The sequence below is a fragment of the Paractinoplanes polyasparticus genome (assembly GCF_019710575.1).
In the GTDB taxonomy this organism is placed as follows: Bacteria; Actinomycetota; Actinomycetes; order Mycobacteriales; family Micromonosporaceae; genus Actinoplanes; species Actinoplanes polyasparticus.
The window spans coordinates 1-25,446 of the sequence record NZ_JAHWFK010000080.1 but is presented as its reverse complement, the minus strand read 5'-3'; the positions used below and the strand labels follow the sequence as shown (position 1 = coordinate 25,446).

General features: G+C 66.6%; 22 protein-coding genes. 15 read left to right on the top strand and 7 right to left on the bottom strand.

What is annotated here, in order from left to right; all coding sequences use genetic code 11:
- Together KXC43_RS48885 and KXC43_RS48880 are read left to right on the top strand one after the other, a co-directional pair.
- A partial coding sequence (locus KXC43_RS48885; protein ID WP_221383169.1) for a DUF397 domain-containing protein occupies positions 1-187 on the top strand: 187 nt, incomplete at its 5' end.
- Positions 188-351: 164 nt separating this feature from the next.
- The gene (locus KXC43_RS48880; RefSeq protein WP_221383168.1) at positions 352-699 is read left to right on the top strand and encodes a histone-like nucleoid-structuring protein Lsr2; all 348 of its coding nucleotides are present in this window, start codon (positions 352-354) and stop codon (positions 697-699) included.
- 155 nt (positions 700-854) lie between these two features.
- Here KXC43_RS48880 and KXC43_RS48875 read toward each other — a convergent pair whose 3' ends face one another.
- Positions 855-3,161 carry an ATP-binding protein gene (locus tag KXC43_RS48875; RefSeq protein ID WP_221383167.1) on the bottom strand — a complete coding sequence of 769 codons (2,307 nt, stop codon included), beginning with the start codon at positions 3,159-3,161 and terminating at the stop codon, positions 855-857.
- Positions 3,162-3,308: 147 nt separating this feature from the next.
- Between KXC43_RS48875 and KXC43_RS48870 the strand changes: the two genes are divergently transcribed.
- On the top strand, positions 3,309-4,166 hold the full coding sequence (locus KXC43_RS48870) for an SAM-dependent methyltransferase (RefSeq protein WP_221383166.1): 858 nt from the start codon (positions 3,309-3,311) through the stop codon (positions 4,164-4,166).
- Between the two features lie 362 nt (positions 4,167-4,528).
- Positions 4,529-4,813 carry a winged helix-turn-helix transcriptional regulator gene (locus tag KXC43_RS48865; RefSeq protein WP_221383165.1) on the top strand — a complete coding sequence of 95 codons (285 nt, stop codon included), beginning with the start codon at positions 4,529-4,531 and terminating at the stop codon, positions 4,811-4,813.
- 262 nt (positions 4,814-5,075) lie between these two features.
- On the opposite strand, the gene KXC43_RS48860 is transcribed toward KXC43_RS48865, so the two are convergent.
- The 5 genes from KXC43_RS48860 to KXC43_RS48840 form a co-directional block, all read right to left on the bottom strand.
- On the bottom strand, positions 5,076-6,203 hold the full coding sequence (locus KXC43_RS48860; protein ID WP_255646144.1) for an SAM-dependent methyltransferase: 1,128 nt from the start codon (positions 6,201-6,203) through the stop codon (positions 5,076-5,078).
- Positions 6,204-6,288: 85 nt separating this feature from the next.
- Positions 6,289-7,074, bottom strand: coding sequence for an SAM-dependent methyltransferase (locus KXC43_RS48855; protein ID WP_308129601.1), 786 nt, complete (start codon positions 7,072-7,074; stop codon positions 6,289-6,291).
- A gap of 1,337 nt (positions 7,075-8,411) precedes the next feature.
- A complete protein-coding gene (locus KXC43_RS48850; protein WP_221383163.1) occupies positions 8,412-9,029 on the bottom strand; it encodes a GNAT family N-acetyltransferase in 618 nt (205 codons plus the stop codon).
- A 16-nt stretch (positions 9,030-9,045) separates the two neighbouring features.
- Entirely contained in the window at positions 9,046-10,536 is a 1,491-nt protein-coding gene (locus tag KXC43_RS48845; RefSeq protein ID WP_308129600.1) for an APC family permease, read from the bottom strand.
- Between the two features lie 60 nt (positions 10,537-10,596).
- Positions 10,597-11,442, bottom strand: a complete 846-nt coding sequence (locus KXC43_RS48840) for a GOLPH3/VPS74 family protein (protein WP_221383162.1) — start codon at positions 11,440-11,442, stop codon at positions 10,597-10,599.
- 1,030 nt (positions 11,443-12,472) lie between these two features.
- Between KXC43_RS48840 and KXC43_RS48835 the strand changes: the two genes are divergently transcribed.
- The 11 genes from KXC43_RS48835 (at position 12,473) to KXC43_RS48785 (ending at position 24,566) form a co-directional block, all read left to right on the top strand.
- Positions 12,473-13,717, top strand: a complete 1,245-nt coding sequence (locus KXC43_RS48835) for a hypothetical protein (protein WP_221383161.1) — start codon at positions 12,473-12,475, stop codon at positions 13,715-13,717.
- 8 nt (positions 13,718-13,725) lie between these two features.
- Positions 13,726-14,598: a phosphotransferase enzyme family protein gene (locus KXC43_RS48830; protein WP_221383160.1), complete on the top strand. Its 873-nt coding sequence runs from the start codon at positions 13,726-13,728 to the stop codon at positions 14,596-14,598.
- A 393-nt stretch (positions 14,599-14,991) separates the two neighbouring features.
- On the top strand, positions 14,992-16,203 hold the full coding sequence (gene fxlM, locus KXC43_RS48825) for a methyltransferase, FxLD system (RefSeq protein ID WP_221383159.1): 1,212 nt from the start codon (positions 14,992-14,994) through the stop codon (positions 16,201-16,203).
- Between the two features lie 60 nt (positions 16,204-16,263).
- Positions 16,264-16,446 carry an FxLD family lanthipeptide gene (locus KXC43_RS53145; protein WP_308129599.1) on the top strand — a complete coding sequence of 61 codons (183 nt, stop codon included), beginning with the start codon at positions 16,264-16,266 and terminating at the stop codon, positions 16,444-16,446.
- A 101-nt stretch (positions 16,447-16,547) separates the two neighbouring features.
- Positions 16,548-19,571 carry a lantibiotic dehydratase gene (locus tag KXC43_RS48815; protein WP_221383158.1) on the top strand — a complete coding sequence of 1,008 codons (3,024 nt, stop codon included), beginning with the start codon at positions 16,548-16,550 and terminating at the stop codon, positions 19,569-19,571.
- Complete coding sequence (locus KXC43_RS48810; RefSeq protein WP_221383157.1) at positions 19,568-20,806, top strand: lanthionine synthetase C family protein; 1,239 nt, start codon at positions 19,568-19,570, stop codon at positions 20,804-20,806. The genes KXC43_RS48815 and KXC43_RS48810 overlap by 4 nt, the downstream gene beginning before the upstream one ends.
- A 21-nt stretch (positions 20,807-20,827) precedes the next feature.
- Positions 20,828-21,640, top strand: coding sequence for a thiopeptide-type bacteriocin biosynthesis protein (locus tag KXC43_RS48805; RefSeq protein ID WP_221383156.1), 813 nt, complete (start codon positions 20,828-20,830; stop codon positions 21,638-21,640).
- Positions 21,640-22,692: a hypothetical protein gene (locus tag KXC43_RS48800; protein WP_221383155.1), complete on the top strand. Its 1,053-nt coding sequence runs from the start codon at positions 21,640-21,642 to the stop codon at positions 22,690-22,692. The genes KXC43_RS48805 and KXC43_RS48800 overlap by 1 nt, the downstream gene beginning before the upstream one ends.
- A gap of 14 nt (positions 22,693-22,706) precedes the next feature.
- A complete protein-coding gene (locus KXC43_RS48795; RefSeq protein ID WP_221383154.1) occupies positions 22,707-23,024 on the top strand; it encodes a hypothetical protein in 318 nt (105 codons plus the stop codon).
- Positions 23,025-23,129: 105 nt separating this feature from the next.
- Positions 23,130-23,702: a hypothetical protein gene (locus tag KXC43_RS48790; RefSeq protein WP_221383153.1), complete on the top strand. Its 573-nt coding sequence runs from the start codon at positions 23,130-23,132 to the stop codon at positions 23,700-23,702.
- Positions 23,703-23,822: 120 nt separating this feature from the next.
- Positions 23,823-24,566 carry a class I SAM-dependent methyltransferase gene (locus KXC43_RS48785; protein ID WP_221383152.1) on the top strand — a complete coding sequence of 248 codons (744 nt, stop codon included), beginning with the start codon at positions 23,823-23,825 and terminating at the stop codon, positions 24,564-24,566.
- A gap of 307 nt (positions 24,567-24,873) precedes the next feature.
- Here the strand turns inward: KXC43_RS48785 and KXC43_RS48780 are convergent, their stop codons facing one another.
- A complete protein-coding gene (locus KXC43_RS48780; protein WP_221383151.1) occupies positions 24,874-25,197 on the bottom strand; it encodes a hypothetical protein in 324 nt (107 codons plus the stop codon).
- Positions 25,198-25,446: the final 249 nt, after the last annotated feature.

The window sequence follows — 25,446 nt, the reverse complement described above, 5'->3', positions numbered from 1 at the left end:
TTCACCCTGCTCCGCCACCGCATCCTCCTCAACTGAGATCACCCGCGGTCACCACCGAAAGAGCGCCAGAGCCGTTTGTTTTACAGTCCCCAAAAACCCCAACGGCGCTTGTCTGATGTTCACTATCGCCGAATGGGCCGCCTTCGTCGGCGGCGCCAAGGACGGAGAGTTCGACGCCAGCCACTAGATTCGGGATGCCGGGGCGCATTCCCACGGGCTACCTTCGGCAACTGACCACATGGCATAAATGGTGTATTTGAGGTAGCGTGCCTAAACGCCCCGGGTATGGTGCCCGGAACACATCATGCGGCTATTGATTACGTGAACGCGTTTTCGCGAGGGGGAGAACATATGGTCCGGCAAGTCATTACGATTCTCACTGACGACCTGGATGGTGGGAACGCCGACCGAACCATCGAGTTCTCTCTCGACGGTATAAATTACAGCATCGACCTGTCCGACAAGAATGTGGACGAGTTCAGGTCCCGGCTCGAGCCCTACATCAAGGCCGGAACACGAGTTGCCCGTGCCACGCCCACCCGTCGTCGGGGAAGCGGACCGGCGGCCGTCACCACGCACCTCAGTAACCGGGATCAGAACAAAGCGATCCGGGAGTGGGCCGCCCGCAACGGTCACGAGATTTCTGATCGCGGTCGCATCCCGATCCCGGTCGTCGAGGCGTTCCACCGCCAGGCTTGAGCGCTGGGGGACACAACCTCTGTTCAGCAAGACACAGGCGGCCCAGCAGCCGGCGTTGCAGGACGCCCGGCGCTGGGCCGCCTTCACGTGCAGACTTATCCGGCGCCTGACGTTGGCCCGGCATCGGCGGGTACGCCCCGTTCGTCGGCTCGGCCCTATGTCATGGGGCGGGCAACACGGTCGGCTTCCGTACTGTGTCGCGCGTTGATGCTCGCGTGCAGGGCCAGGGCTGCCCGTTTCCGGACGCCGAGCTTGGCCATGATCCGCTTGACGTGGGTATCGACCGTGCTCGCCGCGATGTGGAGCTGCTGGGCTACCTCGGCGCTGCTCAGCCCCTGAGCGATGAGCTCGGCGACCTCACGTTCGCGGTCGGAGAGCCCGTCCGGTGTGGCAGCTCGTGGCCCGCGCGGCACAGGGTCACCGAGGGCCACGCTGATGGCGTGGGTATGGCGTCGGCGGCCGTCGGCGGTGGCTGCCGCCGTCGTGAGTTCGTCGAGGACATCGGCGATTCTGGCCTGCGCCTTGGCTCGCCCGGCGGCGAAAGGGCGGAGCCCGGTCAGGGCCACGCCGAGTTTGTCTTGACGGGCCTGGGCGGCGCCGAGCAGCCAGGCAGCGCGGCGCGCCTGTTCCTTGGGCTTCGCCGCTTGGGCGAGTTGTGCTGCGGTGATCCAGGCGCCGAGTTCGACTGACCAGGTTTGTCCCCACTGGTCGTCCATCTTGCTTTGCAGGCGCAGACATTGACCGATGAAGTCCTCGGCAGCGGTCCAGTCCTCACGTTGCAGGGCGGCAAGAGCGCTGGTCCACAAGGCCCAGGAGACAGCCCACGGCGCACGGGCCTGTATGGCCTGGTTCAGGTAGGCATGGCTCGCTTCGCGGCTGGCGTCGGGTTCTCCGCAGAATCCGTACGCCATCGCCCAGACCATGGTTGCCATGTGACGGTCGCCGACAGAGCTGGAGTCGTGGAACAAGCCCCGCGCTGCTGACAACAGGCCGATGCCCTCGCGCATACCGAGTCCCAGCGCCTTGCGCCCGCCGTCGGCGAAGACCATCGGCGCGATCGTCGGCAGGTCCCACCGAACCAGAAGGTCTTCGCTGCTGGCGAGCAGACGGTTCGCATCGTCGGACCGGCCGATGGTGACCGTGACCCATCCCGCCAACGCGACCGTGGCCGCCAGATCCGCGGCGTCGGCCTGATCCGTGACCTGGTTGTACGAGGCGTCGATGACGCCCTGCAATTGCTGGCTGACCAGCCCCATCGAGCCCCAGAAGAACGGGGCCCGGCAGCGCACCAGATCCCGCAGAATCGCGCGCGCGGAAGGCAGGTCGCCGTCGGCGACGCAATGGTCGACCGCGGCGATGATCTCGGACATCTGCCGGTGCACGCCGGCCATAACGTCCAACTCGTTGGGTCCCAGCCAGCCGGCGGCGGCCTCGGCGACCAGGCTACGGACGTAGTCGCGGTGCAGGCCCTGCAACACTGCCCGATCGCCCCGCTCGACCAGGCGGTCGCGGCCGTACTCGCGGACGGTGTCGAGCATCCCGTAGCGGCTGGCACCGTTGGCGGTGTCGACGGTGAGGACGGACTTCTGCGCCAGCCCGGTGACCAGGTCGACGACACGGTCGGATGCGATACCGGCGGAGGTCGCGATGGCCGTGACAGCCGGCAAGTAGAAGGCGTCGGCGAAGATGGACGCGATCATCCACAGCCGCTGCTCGTCCGGCTCGCACAGCTGGTAACTCCACTCCACCACGCGCTCGATCGCCTTGAGCGTGGCGAACCGGTCGTCGAGCAGGATCGCCAGATCGGCTGCACCCAACGCCGGGATACGTCCCGCAGCCAGCCGGACAGCGAGTGGAAGCCCATCGAGCCGGCGGCACACCAGGTCCACGTTCGGGTCCGCGAGCAGGCTCGCCCGGTCTGCGCCCGCAGCAGCAGCGTGCTCGATGAACAAGGTGACCGCGTCCGGCAACCGCAACGGCGGCACCACCACCGTGTACTCACCCTCGACCGCCAGCACCTGCCGGGATGTGGCCAGAATACGTACCTGAGGCGCCGCCACCAGAAGCGTCCGTACGAAGGCGCGAACCTCCGGGACCAGATGCTCGCAGTTGTCCAACGCCAGCACGACCTGCCGCTCCTGCAAGTGCTTGACAATGATCATCAAGTCGGCGGGCCCGTGGTGCCGAATACCCAGCTCCAGCGCCAAATGCGCGTACAGGGTCTCGGCATTACCGCGTGTCTTATCCGCCAGCGCCCGGATATCGATCATCCAGACCACATCCGCTTTCACTCGCTGGAGCACTTTCAGCGCCAGGCGGGTCTTCCCGACCCCGGGCGGACCGGTCAACGTGATCATCCGGACGTGCGTGAGAAGGCGGGATGTTCGATCCAGGAGGTCGTCGCGGCCGACGAACGGCGTGATGTCCAACGGCAGGTTCCCCTTGATACCCGCAACGATCATCAATGGATCTTACCCGAAAGTAGGTATCCAATGTGGACGGGTTTACCGCGTTGTGGCGATGTAATCACCGTGTGAGACCGGCATCATCTTTGATGATCTCAGTTCCCGCAGCTGAGGGTCCCGATCTCTTCCCTCGAGAGGGTCATCATGACGGTAGCGGAAAGCCACGAGAGCGACGTCCGACGCTTCTACTCCGAGGACCCCGGCGGCGAAGCCGCCGCGCGCGCCTACCACGCACTGATGGGCGACATGTGGTTCCACGGCGACTGGTCGGTCCAGAAGGCCGGCGGAACAGCGCACGAGGCGAAGCTGGCGATGCTGCATCGCCTCGCCCGCCATGCCCGCCTCGAAGCCGGCAGCCGGGTCCTGGAATTCGGATCCGGGTACGGCGGCGCCGCGGTCGAGCTCGCGGCCACCTCCGGCGCCACGATCGTTGGCGTGTCGAACACCGACTCCATCAATCGATACGCCCGACGCCTCGCCGCCCAGCACGGCATGGGCGAGCGGGTCAGCTTCAAGACCATCGGTGACCATGATTACAAGACCTTCGTCGACTGGCAGTCCGAGACCTTCGACGCGGTGATGTTCATGGAATCGGTCTGCCACTTGCCGAACAAACATGCATTCTTCACCGCAGCGCACAGGATTCTGAAGCCCGGCGGCCGGCTGGTTGGCTTGGACTGGATCCACCGGCCCTTCGGGCCACACCGCACCACCGAGCAGATCTCGCGACTGATCAATCCCGTCTGCGAGTATTTCCGACTGGCCGATCTCGGCACCCTCGACAGCTACGCCCAAATGATGAAAAGAGCCGGGTTCGTCGTCACCCACGCTCGCGACGAGTTCGCCGACGAACTCTGCCTGGGCAGCACCGAGCCCTCACAAGCTTGGCGGGACTACGACGGACGTTCACAGGACCTCATCATGGCCGGCAAGCACAGCCTGGACATTGCCCGTGCCGCCGGTGTGTTCACTGTCGGCTGGTGGGTCGCCGAACGGTCGTAGCACAGCGCGACCTAGGTCATTGTCAAGCGCAGCCGAGTGCCGATCGGCCACTCGGCAGGGCGAGATCGCGCGTTCTCGCTGGACGCTCGTTGTCGGACGCGTGTCATCGCCCGCGCGAGATCAGCCTCCGGTCAGGGCGTCGCGATAGCTGATCATGTGAGAGACGGCGGACGGCTGCCGCGCTGCTCCTGAATTTGGAAAAGGAGGATTCGAAGGGAGGCGCGCCGCCCGCCCCACATAGTGCTTGATCCAGGAGATCGGGCATCCAGCACTCCACCCGCAGAAGGCGTAGCTCGATGAGGTCAGACGGACAGCACTCCCTAGACGGGCGAGAATATGAGGCGCTCGCAACTATCCAGAATGTGGTGCACCACCTCTGGGACGCCGCCGCCCTCATGTGCCTCGACAGCGAATCGCTGCGGTATACCGACTTGCATCGCAAGATGACGACGTTGGCAGACCGCTACCTCAGCGAGTCAGAGTTGACGAGAACCCGGCACCGGCTGATCCGGCGCAACATGATCAGCGAGACTCCCCAGACGAGTGGTAGCAAGCTGTACACGATCACCGATACGGGCAGGGAACGTCTCTATCAGATTCGCGTCCTCGTCGCCGTTGCGCCGAGGCTCGCCTCGCCGGAAGCATGACGGGCGCCACTTGGGTGCGGGCGCCGCATACCGCGGGATCCAGATCAGTCCATGTCGAGCGCGCGTTCGCCGGACTTCATTGCAAGGCTTCGGCTATGGCAAAGCCGGGCTCGCGCCGTTTGACGGGGCGGCGGATCGAGGGGCGGTGCACCGCCAGCGGTCCCGATACGGCTTGCACCATCCGTGACTGCGCCATTGAGGGCTTCGGCCGCAGTGCCAGGACCTGCCGGTCGGATTTCCCGATGTCCGCGGGGCAGAGATGCTAAGCAATGCAGGCCACACCGGCGTAGATCGCGACCTCATGAGGTGGCGGCGGCGGCCCGTCAGCGGCCGGGTCGGGCCTCCACTGACTGACCGCAACGATGCCGGGATCGAGTAGCTGTGTGCCGGTGAAGAATTCGGCGAACTGGTTGCGGGTGCGGGTTCGAGCATCGGTGTCGCGGTTGGCGAGCATTTCTTCGTAGGCGGCGTTGTCGTCGGGGGTGTTGAAGTCCATGGTGGCGTTGCTGATGACCAGGTGGCTGCCGGCGGGTAAGGCGTCAACGAGCCCTCGGACGATGGTGACGGCCTGGTGGTGGTCGTGGATGAAGTGCAGGACCGCGACAAGCAGGACGGCGACCGGCCGAGTGAGGTCGAGGACTGCGTTCACGCTGGGGTGGTTGAGCAGGCCGACCGGGTCACGGAGGTCGGCTTCGAGGTATCCGGTGCGCCCGTCGGGATTACCTGTCAGAAGTGCTCGTGCGTGGGCCATGACGAGGGGATCGTTGTCCACGTACATGATTCGTGCCGCCGGGTTGATCGTCTGGGCGGTGTTGTGGGTGTTGACCGGCAGAGGCAGGCCGCATCCGATGTCGAGGAACTGGTCGATGCCTCCCTCGCGAGCTGACACGGTGACGGCCCGGTACAGGAACTTTCGGTTCTCGTGGGCTGCATTGACTACCGTGGGGAACTTCGTTCTGATCAGGTCGCCTGACGCGCGGTCAGCGGCGAAGTTGTCCTTGCCTCCAAGCCAGTAGTTGTAACGACGGGCGGGATGCGCGGTCAAAGGGTCCAGCCCGCCATCGACCGTCCGTGCGGGAGCGGGCTCGGACTCACCGGTGGGGCGGTGGTCCGTCAGGCCCAGCTCGGCATCCGTTTCGGCGTTGAATACCCGGCGCAGGGCAGCGCGGCGTTCAGTTCGTGGCCAGCAGCTGTTGCCACGTTCGAGTAAGCCGATCCACCGGTCGTCGACCAGCAGGCTGTCGACCGGTTGGCCGGGGTACAGCTCTTGCAGGGCGGCGTTGACTGTGTCGGCCAGTTCGCGGCGGGACATCCACTGGCCGGGCCGGGCCGGGGAGGGCAGCTGGCGGCGCCGTTGCGCGATCAGCTCGTTGGGGTTGTGGCGGGGCATGGCGAGTCTGCGTCTCCCTGTCATTCGTACGCTTGTCGGTGTTCGCTGGCCCGTCGTGCCGGTGGCCGTCGCGGAGCCCGGTGGGTCATGGTTTGCGGGCCAGCCCGGCCCAGTAGTGGGCGGTCGGCAGGTCCTCGCTGTCGTCCTCGGGCCGCCACGCCGAGACCGGCACGAGGCCGGGCTCGAGCAGCTCCCAGTCGCCGAAGAACCCGTGCACCGCAGCTTCGGGCCGCGGGTACAGCCTGATCCCGGTCTTGGCGGCTGCGGTTAAGGCCTTGGCGAATGGGCGGGGGGCGAAGTCGGCGGTCAGGTGGGAGATCGCGAGCAGGCTGCCGCAGGGCACCGCGTCGCGCAGCTCCGCGACGGCCGCGGCGGGGTGGTCGGTGTCGGCGAGCTGTGCCAGGACACCGAGCAGCGTGAGTCCGACCGGCTGGGTCAGGTCGATAGTGCTGGTCAGGGACGGGTGGTCCAGGATCGTGCGGGGTTGCCGCAGGTCGGCCTCAGCGAACGGGCAGCACCCTTGCGGGGTGCTGGTCATCAGGGCCCGGCCGTGGACGGCGACAATCGGGTCATTGTCGACGTACACGACCCGGCTGTCCGCCGCGATGTTCTGGGCGACCTCGTGCAGGTTCGGGCTACTGGGCAGCCCAGCGCCGACGTCCAGGAATTGCCGGATCCCCGCATCACCGGCCATATGTGTGACGGCGCGGCGCATGAACTCGCGGGTTGCTCGGGTCATCTGAGGCAGGCCCGGAATCTCCCTACGCAGCGCGTCGCCGGCTTGGCGGTCGGCGGCGAAGTTGTCCTTGCCGCCGAGCAGGTAGTTGTGGACGCGGGCACCGTTGGCGACGCTGGGGTCCAGCTCCGTCACACCGCCTCCGTTCGTGCCGGGGCGGGGAAGGGGAGTGGAGGACCGGGTGGCGTGGCCGGGCCTGGTGAGGTGGTTCATCGGTGTCCGCCCTGGCTGTGCTGCCCGGTGTGGTGAGTGGGCCGGGTGCGTGCCCGGTGAGATGGGCGGGGTGGCACGCACCCGGCGTCCGGGACGACGGTGCGTCCCGGCTTCACCCGCGCCGGCGGCTGGGGGAGCCGCCTGCGGGTGGCCCAGCGCCCCGCGCGACCGCCGCGCTGAGGCGTGGATGCAGCGCCGGCAGCGGTAGGAAAACCGTCATGGCGCCGCGCAGTCCGTGATGCCGATGGGCGGCAGGCGTTGCCGTCGGCGCGGACTTGACGGGTCGTACAAGCGGCGGTCATGACAGCTGCCCGCGGGCGAGGGTTGACGAAGGCCCAACAGCCATGGCTCCTTTGAGCCCGTGGCCAGCCCTCGGCGGGCGACGCGGCCTGTGTGGTGGCGGTGTCGCTCGGACAGCTGATCTGCGGTGGGGGCGCCGGGAGGGCCTGGGCCCATGGCCAGTCGCCGACGACCCGGCCCGGGTCGCCGGAACCAAGCCCGGTGTCGGTGTCCTGTGGCTTTGGTCGAGTGCGGTCGAGGTAGCGCAGCCATGCCGGGTCGGGTGTCCGGCTGGTGTAGATCGCGGCCGCGTCGATCAGGGTGTCGAGGGTGGGTGCGGCGCCCGGGTCGAACCGCGTGAGATATGCGCCGACAAGCCGAGCCGCGGTCGAGGCGACACCCGCCTGGATCAGCAGCCGGGCGTCGGCGAGGGCTGCGTCGAGCTGGTCGAGGTCCGTGCCGACCGGTGACTCGAGACGGCGTGGGTTCGGGCCGGTGGGCTGGTGCGGGCGGGTGGTCATGACGCGGCCTGCGGCCATGTTGTCTGCTTGGCGCCGAGGACGGTGTGGGCCCAGCGGGCCTGATCACATGGGAAGGGTTTGAGGTGCCCGAATTGGGAACGGCAGCCCGCGCACAGGCCTGCGCCGTCGTCACGGTGTCCGGTGAGGACCGCCCCGGCCGCGTCTCGAGTGCCGGCTGACGGTGTCATGCCTACAGCACTGTCGGTTGCGGGCCGGGCCGCCGGCACGGGCTCGGCGTCCTGCAGCTGACCGATCGTCATCACCGTGCCCCGCCGACTACGAGCGCGAGCGAATCGCCCGACCGGTCGCCCGCCAACGCCATCAGAGGCAGCGGTCGTGGTGAGCGCAAAGGGGTAGCCAGCGAGCATGATGCCTCGGCTTTCAACAACGGGCAGGGGTGGAAAGAGAGCCGGGTGGCGCGGCGTGCATTGGCAAGGCCCGCCGCGCCACGACAGGTAGTCAGTCGTTGTTTGTGTCACGCCACAGCCGCAGCAGCGGTTCGCTGTCGCCGACCGGGATCTCCAGGGGTGTCATGTCGGTGTAGCCGTGGTGGTGGTAGAGACGCTGGTTCTGCGGGTTGGTGGCTTCGAGGTAGGCGGGAATGCCGTCGGCGTCGAGGCGCTGATGGGTGTGAGCCATCAGCTGACTGCCCAGGGCTTGGCCCCACTGGCTGGGGTGCACAGCGAGGAACAGCAGGTGCCAGTGCGCGCCGGTGGGGTGGTGGGCGTCCATCTGCGCGTCGAGGTGCTGGAAGCGTGGTAGATCGTCGCCGGTGATTTCGGCCAGCCGGGCGGTGTAGTCGTCTGGCTCGGTCGGTTCGCGGGTGCGGTCGAACCAGACGGCGGCTGCGGAGCCGTCGGCGGTGAGGATGACGTGGCCGGCGCCGTTGATGGCGTGAGCGATGTAGAGCCGGTACCAGGCGCGAGACACCGGGCGGCGGCGCTGTGGGTTGGGGACGAGGTAGCGGATCACGTCGAGGTGCAGGAACGCGTCGGCGACGATGTCGGCGACCAGGTCGACGTCTGGTTCGGTGGCGTTGCGTAGGGCGGGGGCGGTGGTGGGGCTGGTGCTGCTCATTGCCGGGGGGCTCCGTTCAGAGGATGGTGGACAGGCCGGAGGCGCTGGCGGTGGCGCTGCGGGTGCCGTAGCCGATGCCCTGATAGACCTCCGGTCGGGTGTGTTTGAGGATCAGGCCGTACACGGTGCCGCCGGCGAAGATCGCCAGCAGGACGATCGGCACCCACCGGGCGGGCCCGGTGCCGGAGTCGACGCCGAACAGGGTGTGCAGGTTGGTGACGGCCAGGTAGGCCAGGAACAGCAGGATCGCGGTGGACAGCAGTGGGGCGATCAGCCGTTGCCACAGGCCTTCGCCGCGTGCGTCGCGGGCGAAGAAGGCGATGACGGCGATGCTGGTCAGGGTGTACAGCATGAGGACGGCGAACCCGCCGGTGGTGGAGCCGAGGTAGAACAGCTGGACCAGCGGGTCCCACCCGGCCACCGCGTACACGATCAGCACGACGGCGGCGAACGCGCTCAGGGCCAGCGACGCGACCCGCGGCGCGCCTTTGAGTGTGCAGCGACCGAACACCCGCCACAGGACCCCTTCGCGGCCTAACGCGAACCCGTACCGGGTGGCGGCGTTGTGGAAGGAGATCGCCGCCGCGATCAGCCCGGTGCAGAGGAACGCCCGTCCGACGATGACCGCGATGTGGCCGAGGGTGCCGGCGGCTTGGTTGAAGAATAGGTCGCCACCCTGGGCGGTGGCTTGCTCGATGATGGTCGGCCCGCCGGCGGAGACTTGCACCAGCGACGCGTACGCATAGACCGCGGCGATGATGGACACGGTGGCGTAGGTGGCGATCCGGATGGTGCGTTTCGGGTTCTTCGATTCCTCGATGTAGACCACCGACTGTTCGACCCCGGCGAACGCGGTCATCCCGATCACGACCAGGACACCCGCGCTGGGACTCCACAGGTTGTCCAGCGACAACGCGCTGAGGTTGAAGGTGAATCCGGCGGTGAGCATGATGGCCAGGCTGTAGACCAGCACCAGGATCGTTTCGGTGACGACCAGCGCCACCAGGACTTTCTCCGACAGGCTGATCTCGTTCGCGCCGAGCACGGCCACCAAGATCAAGGCGGCGAAGGAGAGCACCCACCAGGGGACGCCCAGGCCGATCCAGCCCGAGACCAGTGGTTCCACCAGTGCCCCGAATCCGCCGAAGCAGCACATCAGGAAGCTGGTGTAGGTGGCCAGGGCGAACCAGGAGGTGCCGACCCCGAACGGCCGGCCGATACCTTGGGCGACGTAGGCGTAGAAGGCTCCGGCGTTGGGGATGTGCCGGGCCATCGCCAGATAGCCGACCACAAACAGCATCAAGATGGCGGCGACCGTGATGACGGCGATCGGGAAGCCGAGCAGGCCGGTGACCGCGATCGCCGTGCTGACCACCAAAGTGACCACCGTCAGCGGAGCCACGGACGAGGCGATGGCGGCGCCGATCGCGAACGGACCGAGCCGGTTCGCGGCCAAGGCATGCGACACGCTGCTGCCCGGCGACGCGAGAGAGGTTGAAGCGGCCACGACGAGGTCCTCCAGAACAAGGGGTGGGTGTGTGCAAACAAAGGGGTGCGAAGCCGAGGGTCACCGCATGGCGGCCTCACCGACGGCGGCATCTGCGGCACGCAGCAATGTCCGCGTCGGCTCGTCCAAGCGATCGCGGATCTCGCCGGTCAGATACGACCGGTCAGCCGCGTCTAAGGTGGCGAACGCGTGGTGGTGCAGGCCAGTGGCCAGGATCAACCCGGCCAAGCACAACTGCGTCCCATCCAGACGGCGCCAATCCATCCGTCTCCGGTTCTGCACTGCCGTGCTGATCTTGTTGGCCGGGTTCGCCGCAGTGACCGAATCACACGGCACATACGCCACCACCGGACGACGCAGCCACCGGGATCGTTCCTCACGTTTGGCCAATCCCATCCGGGACAACCGCTCGATGACCAGCCGCTCGGCACGCCGGTCATAGGACAGATACGCCAGCCAGGTGCCGAGATCGTGGCCCGGCCTGGTGTGCCGAGCTGGGCCCGGGTGCGGGCTCCACGTGCCGGAGGGCTCCGCCTCTCGTTGATGGCCTGACATGGTGGCCGGCGGACGGCCCAGGCCGTAGCCCGGCTGCGCTGGCCAGTCGCCAAAGAAGACGTTCGGCGGTGATGCGCGCGGTGCAACCGGTCGAGCCGCCGCCAGGTCGGCTTCCTCCGCTTCCATCTGGATCAGGACCGGGCGCAACGCCAGATCATCAGTCGGTGCCGCTGTCCGAATCAACACACCATCGTGCAGCTCGAGATGCCCGCCGTGAACAAGTTCGGCCAGCAACCCGGTGGCCAGCCCGACCCCCAGCGTCCGGTCATTGACTTGCAACCTGCCTCTGACACCGTCATGCGCCGCAAGCCACAGATCGTCGGTGAGCCTGGCCGGCCCCAGAGACTGCATGACAAAGGTCCTCTCACATGTCGAATCTGATCGCTGCTGGCCGGGCCACCACCGGCAGTGTCGGAACTTGCCGGTGCGTCTGAACCAATCGGCGCGGAGTTACAACTGTCTAATGTGGACTCTGGACGCTGTGCCCTGTTGTTCGCTGTCGAGAAATGTGTGCGGGCGGGATCGTGCACGGGGCTGTGCCAATGCATGGCCGTCACGGACTCGCCTGTCGTTCGATGGGCGGCACTCGCATGGATGTAGCCGACGTAGGCGCCGTCGATGTGCACGCTCTAGCCGTTCGAGGGGAGACCGCCAGGGACGCTTCAGCGACAACGCAGACACGGCTTGGCGCCTGACGCTCAGCCACGGCGGACCCTCTCGCCCGTCGGCCACCGTCGCGCCCACGACGCCACGCACTTGGCGAGCAAAGACTTCATCGCCGCTCCTCAGAACTAATCGACAGGGAACAAACGTAGGCAGGCATGAGATCAAGAACAGTTCTTCAGATTCTTAGGCCATCGGCGGTGTTCGGGCCATGACTAAAGATGCATGATCACCATTCATGGCGTATTCCACCCTGCGGAATCCCTGCTGATCACGCACGAGTAGATCGTAAATGAGCCTGTGACCAGGGGCTTCATATCTCGCTAGCTGGTGAAGGGGCTGACGGCCGACCAGAGTGGCGCGCAAAAACCACACCGGATCTCAGTTGACGGGGCGGTGGCGAACTATGAACGGCCCTATACGATTGCCAGCAGATGGGGCATCCTGTCAACGACGCGCTGCTGCATCATTTAAATTCTTGGTCAAGGGGATATGCCGCATCAGCACCCGTTAGTTGCCAGTACAGATCGGAGGATGGCGAATGCCACCTGTTGCCCGACGGTGCGTGCGATGCCGGGGACTGCTCCCCGCCTCCACCTCGAGATCGCTGTGCCCGCCGTGCACTCAGTGTCTCGACAGCCTTCGGCAGCGCCCACCTTCAGTTCCGGAAGCCTTCTGGGCCGACGGGCAGATCACGCAGGCCGCGGCGGAGCGACACATGGGTCGCCTTGTCGCTGCATACCGGCGGCACCCCTTCCACGGGATGCCAATTTCGCAGGAAATCGTCGGCAGCTGGGTGGGACGTTCGCAAGCCCAGATCAGCCGTATGGAGCGAGGTCGGCCGGAGAAGCAGATCGACACGCTGACGTACTGGGCCAACCTGCTCAGCATCCCTCAGCAGATGCTCTGGTTCGAGACATCAGGCCGCAGCGGTCACGACGATGCGCCCCTGGCGATGGTGGGGTCGCCACTCGCGAGTCTGCGGGCGCTTCGGCTGCGGCTCGATGAGGCGATCGCGGCGACAACCGTGTCACCGGCGCAGATGCGCATCATCGAAGAAGCTACCCACCGCCACATCCAGGACTACCCCTCGAGCCCGCCAGCGTTGATGCTGACCGCCATGGCAGCCGAGTGCTCGGAAGTCGTCGCGCTGTCACGGCGTCGCCAGCCGGCCGCCATCCAATCGCGACTTTCCGCGTGCGCGGCACTGCTCGCGACGCTGTTGGCCGACGCGCTGATGCGCCTCGGCGCGATATCCGACGCGCAGAGCTGGTATCGCACCGCTCGCATCGCCGCCGACGACAGCGCGCAAATCCCGCTGGCCGTGCTCGTTCGTGCTCAAGCGGCGATGCTGCCGTTCTATTTCGGCGACCCCCGTCGCACCATCGAACTGGCCGACGAGGCGCTGGCACTACCCCACCCGGCCCGCGCCTCCAGCGCCCTGGCCGCCGCCGGTCGAGCCCGGGCGCTGGCCCGCATCGGCGCTGCTGAACAGGCGCGCGCGGCCGTCGAACTGGCCAAGAAGATTTTCGACGATGCCGGGGAGGCCGACAGCGATGCCGCGTTCCGTTTCCCTGCTAAGCGACTGCTGTTCTATCTCTCCGGCGCCGCAACCTGGAACGGGGACACCGCGACCGCGTATCGCCTCCAAGATGAAGCACTAGAGCTATACCAGAACGGCGGGACGCCATCGATCGATCCGACCCTCATACTCATGGATCGCGCACGGTGTCTCGTCACCGACAGACGAGTCCAGGAGGCAGCCAACGTCGCGCATCAGGCCATCGCCGGTCTCGCCGAACCGCAGCGCACTGAGATCGTCCTGACCCGCGCAGAGGACGTCCTCGCCGCCATACCGAGCGTCGAACACCGCGGCGCTGTGCATCAGCTCGACGGCTACCTTCGTGAGTGTCGTCGACAGGCTCGTATCCTGGACGGAGGGCAAGCTGTCCTTCAGGCCTAGGAGGGTCCATGTTCGTCGAAACGCGAACACGACCCGTGCTCGCCGAGGTCTGCGAGCTCCTTGGCCGGTCACCGGACGAAGCTACCCTCATCCGGCATCACACCAACGCCGTCTACTCACTCGACGACCTCGTCATCAAGATAGCGCCGCCCACCATCAGCATCGACCGCTTGAGAAAAACCGTCACGCTGGTTCAGTGGCTGACATCAACCCGCTTCCCCACCGTCCGTCTCGCTGGCGGGATCCAACAGCCAATGAAGGTGGCCGGACACGGCGTCACAGTCTGGGAGCGACTCGACGCAACACCCATCACAACTGGCGAGCTCGGTCAACTACTACGGCGACTGCACGATATCCGCGACGCACCACCACTTGAACTGCCGCGGCTGGACCCCATCGGCAGCATCCGCCGTTCCATCGAACAGTCCGTCATCCTTAACCACCAAGAATCTCAGCTACTCAAAGACCGCCTGGCCGACTTGACGGCAAGCTGGCACGAGATCGACGCGTCGCTCGGCTACGGACTTATTCAATCGGATCCCCAAATCCGCAACGCACTGCGCCAACCGGACGGCTCCCCAGTCCTCGCGGACTGGGACGCCGCCTGCATCGGCCCACGAGCGTGGGACGTGGCCACCGTCTCCGTACATTGCCACCGGTTCGGCACTGACGCCCACCTCACCGACTTCATCCATGCTTACGGCTTCGACCCACGCGGTTCCGAAAGCTTCAAAAACCTCTGCCGGCTCCGAGAGCTGCAGATGATCGCCACCAACGCCCGGAAGTCGCAGGCAGACAGCCCCGCTGCTCGAGAAGTCCAACGCAGAATTGAAGGCCTTCAGCGAGGCTCAGAACAAGTGATGAGCTGGAACATCTTGTAGTCCTACCCCGGGACGTCGTCAGGCCCGTGCGAAAACTCGAACTGAGACTGGAACGGTGCATGAGCTTGAATCGTGATCATGCACCGTTCGGCATAGCCAGATCGAGTCGCCTACGAGAAGATATTAATAACCCGGTTGAGTCGCAGAGACGCTCTTTCTAGGGCCAGAAATTCGTCGTATTTATGGCCATGCTCCAACGGTGAAGTGCTTGATGTGCGCTCTAGTTATCCCCTGGGCGAACTCAGGCGCAATAGGTAGAAGGAAAGTTCCCCGGCGGGGTCAATCTACTTGGGGAGCGTTCTGGTCAGTCTTGCCCGGCCGAACCGCGTCGGCCGTTCAACCTGCCAAACTTGACCTCCGTTAGGGCACCTACAAGCGAAGTGAGAACTGCTCATGACGGTAACCCAGGATAATGACCCAACTGCCTTGCGCGCCGCCATGGTGGAGTCTCTGCGAACTCAAGGCCTGCTGACCTCCGAAGCGGTGGCGGCCGCCCTGTCAACGGTGCCTCGCCACCTGTTCGCGCCGAGCGAGAAGGATCTCAAGCGGGTGTACGACATCAACGCCACCTTGGAACCGGTGCGGTTCGCCGATGGCACCGAGTCCAGCGTCGTATCGGCCCCTCACATCCAGGCGATTCAGTTGGAGATGGCAAGCATCGAGCAGGACATGAGCGTCTTGGAGATTGGCTCCGGGGGTTACAACGCGGCGCTACTCGCGGAACTCGTCGGCCCGGGCGGGCGGGTAACGACCGTGGACATCAACGCCGGTGTGGTTCAACGGGCGAAGGAATGCCTCGCACGAGCCGGCTACGAGCGGGTCACGGTCGTACAGGCCGACGCCGAGCACGGTGTCGCCGAGCACGCACCCTATGATCGGATCCTGGTAACGGTGGGAGCCTGGGACATTCCCGGATCGTGGCTGGAACAGCTCACCGAGACCGGGCGGATCGTCGTTCCGTTGAGATTCAACGGCATCACCCGACTGATCGCCTTCGACCGTAACGGCTCGGCCCTGACCGCCAACAGCTACCGCCTCGGCGCTTTCGTGCCGATGCAGGGCGACGGGGCGGTCAGCGAGCAGCTGGTGCAGGTCACCGAGGACGTCGGCCTGCGGTTTGAAACGCAGCAGAAGACCGATTTCAATGTGGCAGTGTTGCGCGAGGCGTTGCACAAGCCGGCCGTCGAGCTGTGGGCCGGTAGTCCGTTTGACATGCCCGACGAGCTCGCCTTGTTCCTGCTGACCACCGGCGGATCCGGGATGGTGATGATGCATGCCGCGCAGAAGGCGGTCGACGCGGGCTTGGTCGACCCGGCGGTGCGGCACGGCATCCCCGCGCTCGTGCAGGGCGGCAGCTTTGCCTACCGGATCAAACGTGCCAGCGACAGGTTCGCCAGCGGTTATGAGGCGGGCGTACGCGCGCACGGAAGCGACGCCGAGGCGGTCGGCCAGCAGCTACTCGCGCTGATTCAGGACTGGGGCACTGACCATTTCCGCCGCGGCGCCGCCCGCATCGTCTACTACCCGACCGGCAGCGACCTCAGCGGCCTGGCTGGCTGGCGAACCACGAAGAGCCACGGCACCCTCGCGGTCAGCTGGTCCTGAAAGTGAAGCTTCCGGCCGACTAGCTGGGAGAACCACCCCCCCGATTTCAGGAGGTTTGTTGTGACGGCACCCACCGTTGAGCGCACCACTGTTCCCAAGGCAGCCCAGGACCCGCAGCCGAACATAGGCATTGAGGACTTGGACATCACGTTCATCGAGGCCGGCGGCACCGTCGATCACATCATCAAGATGACCAACGACGGCTGCGGCAGCACCTGCCAGTCCGCCTGCACCAGCTGCTGACGCAAAGTCGCAGCTGTGCGGAGCCAGGGGTGCCCGGATCGCCATCCGGTCGGACTGGGTGCCCCTGGCGTGCAGATCAGAACAACATGCTGGGAGGGGCCGTGTATCGGAGCTTGAACAACGCGCTTCTGATCCGCGCGGCCGTCTGCTCGCCGGGGCAAGTCGACGGGTGGCCTGACCTGAGCAGCCAGGACGCGGCGACAACGTGGCCGCGCTGGCTGAGCCAGATCCTGCAGATCCCAGGATTCGCCTCAGCCCTGGAACACGCGAGCCCGGACCTGACCCAGCGGGTCCGCGCCGTGCAGTCCGGACAGACGTCGGTCCGCGATGGCCGCCGTGTGGTCCTGGCCGTCATGCGCTACCTCATCCGCGCGACGACCCGGGCCACCCCGTACGGGTTGTTCGCCGGCGTTGCTGCGGCCAAGACCGGCTCGTACGGCGTCGCCCGGGTCGGCACAGGTCACCGCCCAATAGCCCGGATCCGAATGCCGTGGTTTGCCGGTGTGCTGGCACGCCTGGAGACCGATCCCGGGATTCGGCCGCACGTGTGGCTGCGGGTCAATGATCTACTCGCCGAGCGCGACGGTGATCTACTGCTGGAACACCGCGCAAGTACCTCCGAGACAGGAGCACCGCAGCATCTCAGGGTCCGTGCCAGCGTAGCCGTCGCCATCGCGTTGACAGCCGCTGCCCGACCAGTCCGGTGGACGGATTTGAGCGCTACCGTCGCCGCCGGATGCGCTGCCGAACCGGCAGCCGCCGACCGGCTGGTCCTCCAACTGGTGCAACAGCAGCTGCTCCTGACAAGCCTGCGCCCATCGATGACGGCCACGGACCCGCTCGCCGTCCTGGCGACCGCGCTGGAGCGGCTTCCCACCAGCGACTCCCCTCGAGAGCACGACGGCTCAGCCAGTCTCCGCGAGACGTTGAGTCGGCTCGCGGAGCAAAAGCGGCGGCACGATACCGCCACCACTGAAGTTGAGGCTGCCATCTGCCGACGCGAGTTCATCACGACGGCCGCAACGATCACATCAGAGCCTGCATTAGGCGTCGACCTCAGGCTGGACAGCGACGTCACTGTGCCGCCGGAGGTGCCGGCCGAGGCGTGCCGAGCGGCGGTCGCGCTGACTCGGTTGGCTGTCCCGGCGCCAACGGGTTGGGCACGGTGGCACCGTCGGTTCCTCGAACGCTTCGGCTCGTACGCGCTGGTTCCGGTTCGCGACGCCGTCGATCCCGTTCTCGGCCTCGGCTACCCCGCCGGCTTCGAAGGCGCCAACCCTGCACCCGGTCCGGCGGTCACCGACCGTGATCGTGCGCTGGTAGCACTGGCACAGCGCGCAGCACTGAGGCGGCAGCACGAGATCCTCCTGGACGATCAGCTGTTGTCCGCCCTGGCGCTCGAGCAAGCGGAAACGGTGCAGAACACTACCGAGCTGACGGTGCGGGTCCACGCACACCACCTGGACGACATCAGGGCAGGCCGGTTCACGTTGTCGGTGGTGCGGGTCTCGCGCAATGCGGGCACCACCACCGGACGGGTCCTGGACCTGCTGGATCCCGCCGACCGGGATCGGATGGCCGCCGCGTACGCCATGGGGACTCCGCCGATCGCCGAAGGATCGCTGATCTCGCAACTTGCAGCGCCCACCCGCTACACGATCAGCATGGACGTGGCCCGCGCACCGCAGGTTCTGCCGTTCCTGACCGCTGTGGGGGAGTTTCACACAGATAACAATGCGCGCCGGATCCCACTGGAGGACATCGCCGTCACTGCCGACAGGTACCGGCTTTACCTGGTCAGCTTGACTCGGCGGCGTCCGGTGCAACCCGTACCGATGACAGCGGCTGCACCAGACCGGCAGATGCTGCCCGTCGTGAGGTTCCTGGCGGAGGCAACCACCGCGCTGTCGGCCCCCTGCCACCCATTCGAGTGGGGCCCGGCTGCCCACGATCTGCCGTTTTTGCCCGCGGTCCGCTACGGCAGGACGCTGCTCAGCGCCGCTCGCTGGCGGTTGACCAGGGACGACCTGCCCGATGCCACCGCCAGCGACGACGTCTGGGACCGCGAACTCGCTCGGTGGCGTGAGGTCACCGGGTGCCCAACGGCAGTGTCAGTTGGCAGCGGCGACCAGTGTCTGGTCATTGATTTACAGCTACCAGCTCACCGTATATTGCTCCGTGACTATGTTCGGCGGTATCACGTCGCGGTGCTGCGCCAGGCACCTGCCGGCGCGGGCTGGATCGACGATCGACCCCACGAAATCGTCATTCCGATGGTCGCGACAGCCGGGCCCGTGCCGACTCCACGCCTCGGTGACGTGGTGGACGTGCGCCACCACGGCATGCTGCCGGGCGGCGCGCACAGCTATCTGAAGGTGTACGCCGCCGGTGAACAGCAGGACCGAATCCTGACTGAACACATCGCTCAGTTGATCGACCACATCACCGGCACGTGGTGGTTCCAGCGTTACCACGATCCCGACCCTCATCTACGGCTGAGGCTGACCGACGTCGACCCGGCACTCACGCAGCGGTGGGTGCAGCAGCTTCGGGAACACGGACTGAGCAGCCGAGCACAGATGGACACCGACTTCCCCGAGCTGAGCCGATTCGGTGGCATCGACGCCTACCCGACGGCGGAGCAGGTTTTCGCCGCCGACTCGGCCGCGGTCCGGGCACAGCTGACCGCCACCGCTCGCCGGGACGGACCAGCACAGCAGGCGATGACCGCGGCAAGCATGCTCGACATCACCACCGTGTTGCTCGGCGGCCGGGACGAGGCCCGCCGCTGGCTGACCAAACATGTCCGCACCCAACGGCCGGCGCCGGTGCGCGCCCTCTATGACGAGGCTGTGCACCTGGCCGACCCGGATCGAGCAGCCCTGGCGGCGGCGCCGACCAGCAGAACGATCCTCACTTGCTGGCAGTCGCGGGCTTCCGCGCTGGCCGACTACCGCAAGGTCCTGCACGCCATAGGCATCCAACCGGCCGCCTTACTTCCCGATCTGTTGCACCTGCACCACACCCGCGTCGCCGGCCCCGACCGGGCCGCGGAAGCCGTCTGCCTGCACCTTGCTCGCGCCGCGGCGCTGAGCTGGGGAGCCCGAGCCGGGAGCCGTTCATGACCATCCCCGTTGCAACCTGTACGGACCTGGGCGACAGCGTTGCCGCCATCGCCGACCGGCTCACCGACCCAGCCGTCATCGGTGCCTCCGACGACGGCCGAACCCATCCGCAATCGCTGGCCGGCGGTGCCGCCGGTATCGCACTGCTGCACCTTGAGCGGGCCGTGTCCGGGTACGGCGACGAAGCCCTCGCCCATCGCTGGATCCGCGCGGCGGCAGCCGGGCCGGTCAGCACCGGACCCGCCGCCAACCTGTTCGCCGGAGCGCCTGCCCTAGCTCTCCTGCTACACAACACCGCGACTACCCTCGGCGGCTACCAGCGCGCGGCAGCTGTTCTCGAGGAACAGACCACCATCCTGACCCGCCACCGACTATCCGCCGCGCTCACCCGCCTGGACACCGATGCTCCGCTGACCATGCGCGAGTTCGATCTCATCCACGGCTTGACCGGACTCGGGGTCTACCATCTGCGCCGCCACCCCGATGCGCCAATCACCCGCGACATACTCAGCTATCTGGTCCGACTGACCGCAGAAAGAGAAGAACCATACGGACGTCCGCCGTGGTGGCTGGCCGAGGGCCTCAGCGGCATCCTCGACGCCCGCTTCCCGCGCGGACATGGCAACCTCGGGGTAGCCCATGGCATGAGCGCGGCCACGGCCCTGCTCGCCCTGGCCGTACTCACTGGCCAGCATCCGCCTGGCGCAATAGACGCACTCTCTCGACTGTGCGCGTGGTTCGACCAGCATCGCCAGAGCGATGACATCATCGGAGCTTCCTGGTGGCCCGCATACGTCACCGACGACCCAGCTCCGCCGACGCCACACCGGCCGTCCTGGTGCTACGGCACTGCCGGCACCGCTCGCGCCCAACAACTAGCCGGCCTCGCCCTCGACGACGCGGTCAGATGCCGCCGAGCCGAAGCCGCGATGGTGACCGCGATGCGGGATCCGCATCAGCAAACCCTGCTGCCCGAACCTGGACTGTGCCACGGCAAGGGCGGGCTGCTGCAAGCCGCCTGGCGCACGGCCACCAGTAGCTCCAGCCCGGACCTGGCCAGCCAACTGACCACCGCGATTCCACAGCTAGCCGACATCCTGGCGCAGCAGCTGAGGATGGCACCGCCGAAGTCTCCCGAGCTCATGGACGGCGCCGCGGGCACAGCCCTCGCCTTGAACACGGCCTACACCGGGGCCGCCCTCACCACCTGGGACGCGTTCCTCCTGCTTGCGTAACCCTCTCCTGCGGAGGCCACCATGAACAGCATCGCCTGGCAGCAGGCAAACTTAGAGTTCACTGACCCGGATCTTGCTGAGCAGGTCGCAGTAACCCACGTCACCCCGGTGCTGACCGCCGCTGAAGACAACCGGCTGATCATTGCCTGGTTCATCGTTCGCAAGGGCCACCAATGGCGGCTGCGTTACCTCCCTGCCCATACCAGCGGAAACCCAGCCACTGGTATCCGCGATCTTCTCGAAGGCCTGCAGCGTTGCGAGTACCTGACCACAGTTACCTACGTGATCTACGAGCCGGAGACCACCGCTTTTGGCGGCACCCGGGCCATGCGTCTGGCTCACCGGCTCTGGCATCTCGACAGCCGCCACCTGCTGGCTCCGCCGGCGGCGCATCCGCAACACACCCGCGAGCTTTCGATGATGCTGTGCAGCGCGATGATGCGCGCGGCCGGTCTCGACTGGTACGAACAAGGTGACGTCTGGTCCCGCGTCGCCGACCACCGTGATCCGGCCGACCCCTCCCACATCGACGCATTGCGCGACGCCGTCCGGCACCTTCTCATCGTGGATCCGAACAGCCTCACCCACGCCGATGCCGCGCTCGCCGGGGAGAGCGCCCTGTTCGATGCATTTACCAGCACTGGCGCCGCGCTGCGGCGCACCCACGAAAGCGGACAGCTGTGCCGTGGACTCCGGGAAGTCCTCACCCACCACGTGATCTTCATGTGGAACCGCCGAGGCGTCCCTGAGCATGACCAAACTGCCCTCGCCGCAGCCGCCGGCAACATTATCTTCGGGCCCCACTCTGCGCTCACCGGATCGGCGGCCGCCTGATGGACGACACCACCGCACAGCGCTTTCCGCTGATCGCTCGGCCACGACCTGCCTGCACCCCGCTAACCGACCGCATAGCCGACATGCACACGCTTGCTGAAGCCGCCCTCGCCACGGGCAACCTCGCCGACGCAACCTACGTCTTCAACAAAGCGGCCCTGCTCGCTTCGGACTGCGGCGCCCACGACCTCGCCCGACAGTGGTGCCACCAGCTCGCCCGGTTAGCCTTGGCCGGCCACCAGCCCGGCCGTTTCGCCCTTGAACCCGTGGTTAATTTGGCTCGCCTGCGCATTCGAGCCGGCGACGGCCCTACCGCGTGGAAGATGCTAGAAGCCCTCCACCAGGCCGTCACGGACCGCGCAACTGTCACCGTCGACGGCCTCTCCATCACCGCCGCAGACCTCACCGCTACTCCGGAAAGCCACCGTGAGCTACGCGAATGGTCCTGGAAAGTGCTGCTCGGCACCGGATCCCACGCTTTAGCCTCGGCAAAACGATGGGACGAAGCCTGCGAACGTCTCGCACACCACCGAGGCATAGGAAAGAGGATGTTCGACGGCCGGCAAATCGCCGTCATATCCCATTCGCTCGCAGGCCGCACGGCCGAAGCCCAGGCCATGCTGCGCGACACCATCGCCGGTGCACCGTGGGAGAACGCCGTTACTAGCTGCTTGAGCATGCTTTGCATTCCCACCGACAACGCCGACACCGACACGCTCTACCACCAGCAGCCGCCAGGAGAGGGGTTAGCAGTCTTCTGGACTCGACTGGGCCTCAGTCTGATCGACGCTCTCGGCCATCACCATCCCCAGTCGCAAGTGATCGCCATTCGCGTTTTGCGCCACTCCACTAAGGACGGCTACGCGGCTCGCGACGTCCTAGCCCACGCCGGCTGTCGAAGGACGGCTACTGACGAACAAGTCCGTCAACTCCACCACGTCGTTCACGCCTGCGGCCTCGATCAAGGACATCTCAGTGCAGGCAGCATATCTCGGATAACGAACCTCTTCGAGAGAATCGAACCACTGATCTGCTCCAACAGCATTCAGTAGCCGCTTGCCGCCCCTTGACGACTGCCGCCGCGATCCCGCTGCCCACGTCGCCGGGCGTCGTCGTGAAGCAGACCTCAGGAGGTGTCAGCCGGAAGGCCGGCGTCATTCAAGCGGCCCGATTCCATCTGCCGGCGCTCGTCGTAGTGCCGTTCGCCGCGTACGGGCTGGTCGCCTGGACAGCGCGCAGCACCTTCGGCGTGCGGCTGCCGACGTGGCTCCCGTCGACGCGCGTCGTGATGACATACGTGGTGGTGTTCGTGCTCTACACGACTGTGCTGCGCAATGTGCCGTGGGAGCCCTTCGCCGGGCTGCGTACCGACGCCGCGGGGTAGGGCCCGGGCTCCAAGGTGGCACTCAGGTAGCGCCGTTACGCTGCGCGGCAAGCCCCTGGTAGCGAGGCGATGATGCTGAGCGGTGCACGGCAGGCAAGGGTGTGCGTGGCCGATGTGTGGGCCGCCGCCGCAGCCGTTGCGGTGGGCGTGTTCGGCTGGCTGATGGCGCACAGCCTGAACTTCTGGCTGATCGCCCATAGCCACCACGGCGTGCTGAGCGGTCCGGCCCATCACGTGCATGAGTTCACCGCCGCAGCCGCCGTGCTGACCGGTGGGCTGGCCGGCGCGTCGCTGATCGCCGTCGTGGTCAGTTCGGCGCTCGGCCCACCAGCTCGAGCCGTCTCCCGGCGGCGCAGGTGCCATCTCGTCCGCCTCGCCGCCGGTCTGTCCACCGTTGCGTTCATCGCCGCTGACGCGCTTGAACACGCGGCTCTCGGCGTCGACAGCACTCCACCTTCGGTCTACGTGACCGGACTGCTTCTGCACGCCGCGTTCGGTGCGGGAACCTCGCTCTACTCGCTGCGTTTCACCGACGGTGTCCGCTCGCTGGTGCGGCCGCATGTCACGCGATGGGCAACGCCGCTTGTGCCCCAGCCGGCGGCTCTCCGGTGGCCGCGGCGGTGGCGGCGATTCCTATGGGCGTACGCCCTCGCCGGCCGCGGACCGCCGATCGGCTGACGTTCCTGTCCCGTGGCCAAGCCCGCGGGCGAGTACGCCTGCGTTCCTCACCTGTTCCGGCGGCACCGGCCGCCGTCAACTCTCGGTAGCTGCGGCTAGTGCCGCAGCGGAGGGAGCGAAATGCCACCGTATAGACACCTTTCGAACCTTGTCCGCCGGCGTGCCATCACGTTCCGAAACGCGGTCCGCGCAGCACACGACGACGGCGGCCGACCAGCCGCCGTCCGCGAGGCCGCTCAGCTGTTCGGCGAACTGGTCGCCCGGCCGGTGCGCCGGCAGAGGGAACGGCGCCTGGACCGCGCCTTCAACCTCGACACGGCAGGCCTCTCCGTGGATGCCACCACGACCGCGGCGACGTTCGACGACGCGGTCGCATACTCGCCGATCCCAATCCACCACTTCCGAACTCTGATGCGGCAACTGCCCGTCACCGCCCCAAGCGACTTCGCCTTCGTCGACCTGGGCTGCGGGAAAGGGCGCACGTTGATTCTCGCCGCCGAGCACGGGTTCCGGCCCGTCGTCGGGGTCGAGCTCGACGCCCGGCTGAGCGCTGTCGGGCGATCGAACGCGTTCGCGTATGCGGCCGCCTCGAACCACAGCGAACCGGTCATCGCCGTGGTCACCACGGACGCCGTCGACTACACCCTTCCTCCGTCGCCGACAGTCGTCTTCCTGTTCAACCCCTTCGGCCCCGACACGCTCAGCGCGGTGCTGGCCAACCTGGAGCGCTCAATCAAAGAACATCCCAGACGGCTGATCGTCGCCTACTTCAACCCTGTCCACGAGCAAGTCCTCGCGGACAGCCCCGCGCTGCGAAGGACATCGAACGCACGGCACTGGTCCATCTACGAGTCAGCGAGCTGAAGGTCAGGGCGCCCGCCCGGGCGGGCGCCCTGACGCCGAGCCGCGGAGGTCTCAGAGCTGGACCGCGCCGACCATCTGCGGTTCCGGAAGCAGGATGCGGGACATCGTCTGCCGCGAGGCCATGTGGTTCGCGGCGGCGCGACGATGCCGCACCGGCCCGCCAGGCCAGCGCGCCGCTCACACGCGAGTAACGGTGCCGAGGGCGGACGCGCTTTATCGGCGGCAGATGAGGACGTCGGTCACCGTGGGTCGATGACCTCGGGAACAACGGCGCCGTGGCACAACCTCCTGTCTGCGCGTCGCAGGGTCAGGCGATCGGCAGGTCGACGCGTCGCCCCATACCGAACTCCTCAGCTTCGTCATCAGTCACCATTGCAAAGGCACCCGACGGCACCCCCTCCAAGGCCGCGACTCGCGATGCCGCCCTCAGCAGTGTCGACTCGTCCGCACCGGCGATGAAGAACACGTAGACGTCGCCGTACTCCTCACCGTCGTCAAACTCCTCACCTTCTTCCAGCCCGGCGAGGAACTCTTGCACCTCGTCGATCCAGACGACCGGATGCGGCTGCTGGCCGGACTCCATTTCTTCAAGGCTCGGCAGCGGTACGTGAATCTCAACAAGAAGCGCCATGCCGCCATCATCGGTTGACAACCACGCATTTAACGGCAGACATGCCGTCGTCCCAACTGCCATGCGTGCGCAGAATGGGTGGTCCTCTCGTTCATGAGGTTGTCGTCGAGCCGGACGCCGTCGTCACGCAACCGTTCGCGCTCGCCCAGCGCACCTTGTCTGCGGCAGATCCGGTGCGCCACGAGGCGCCTTGTTGTATCCCCGGCGCAGCCGGGAAGAACTCGGAGGGAGGTTCTTGGGTCCGATGGC

Coding starts and splice junctions, on each gene's coding strand:
- KXC43_RS48880 (WP_221383168.1), top strand. CDS start 352: ATGGTCCGGCAAGTCATTACGATTCTCACTGACGACCTGGATGGTGGG.
- KXC43_RS48875 (WP_221383167.1), bottom strand. CDS start 3,161: ATGATCGTTGCGGGTATCAAGGGGAACCTGCCGTTGGACATCACGCCG.
- KXC43_RS48870 (WP_221383166.1), top strand. CDS start 3,309: ATGACGGTAGCGGAAAGCCACGAGAGCGACGTCCGACGCTTCTACTCC.
- KXC43_RS48860 (WP_255646144.1), bottom strand. CDS start 6,203: ATGCCCCGCCACAACCCCAACGAGCTGATCGCGCAACGGCGCCGCCAG.
- KXC43_RS48850 (WP_221383163.1), bottom strand. CDS start 9,029: ATGAGCAGCACCAGCCCCACCACCGCCCCCGCCCTACGCAACGCCACC.
- KXC43_RS48840 (WP_221383162.1), bottom strand. CDS start 11,442: ATGCAGTCTCTGGGGCCGGCCAGGCTCACCGACGATCTGTGGCTTGCG.
- KXC43_RS48835 (WP_221383161.1), top strand. CDS start 12,473: ATGGGTCGCCTTGTCGCTGCATACCGGCGGCACCCCTTCCACGGGATG.
- KXC43_RS48830 (WP_221383160.1), top strand. CDS start 13,726: ATGTTCGTCGAAACGCGAACACGACCCGTGCTCGCCGAGGTCTGCGAG.
- fxlM (WP_221383159.1), top strand. CDS start 14,992: ATGACGGTAACCCAGGATAATGACCCAACTGCCTTGCGCGCCGCCATG.
- KXC43_RS48810 (WP_221383157.1), top strand. CDS start 19,568: ATGACCATCCCCGTTGCAACCTGTACGGACCTGGGCGACAGCGTTGCC.
- KXC43_RS48805 (WP_221383156.1), top strand. CDS start 20,828: ATGAACAGCATCGCCTGGCAGCAGGCAAACTTAGAGTTCACTGACCCG.
- KXC43_RS48800 (WP_221383155.1), top strand. CDS start 21,640: ATGGACGACACCACCGCACAGCGCTTTCCGCTGATCGCTCGGCCACGA.
- KXC43_RS48785 (WP_221383152.1), top strand. CDS start 23,823: ATGCCACCGTATAGACACCTTTCGAACCTTGTCCGCCGGCGTGCCATC.
- KXC43_RS48780 (WP_221383151.1), bottom strand. CDS start 25,197: ATGGCGCTTCTTGTTGAGATTCACGTACCGCTGCCGAGCCTTGAAGAA.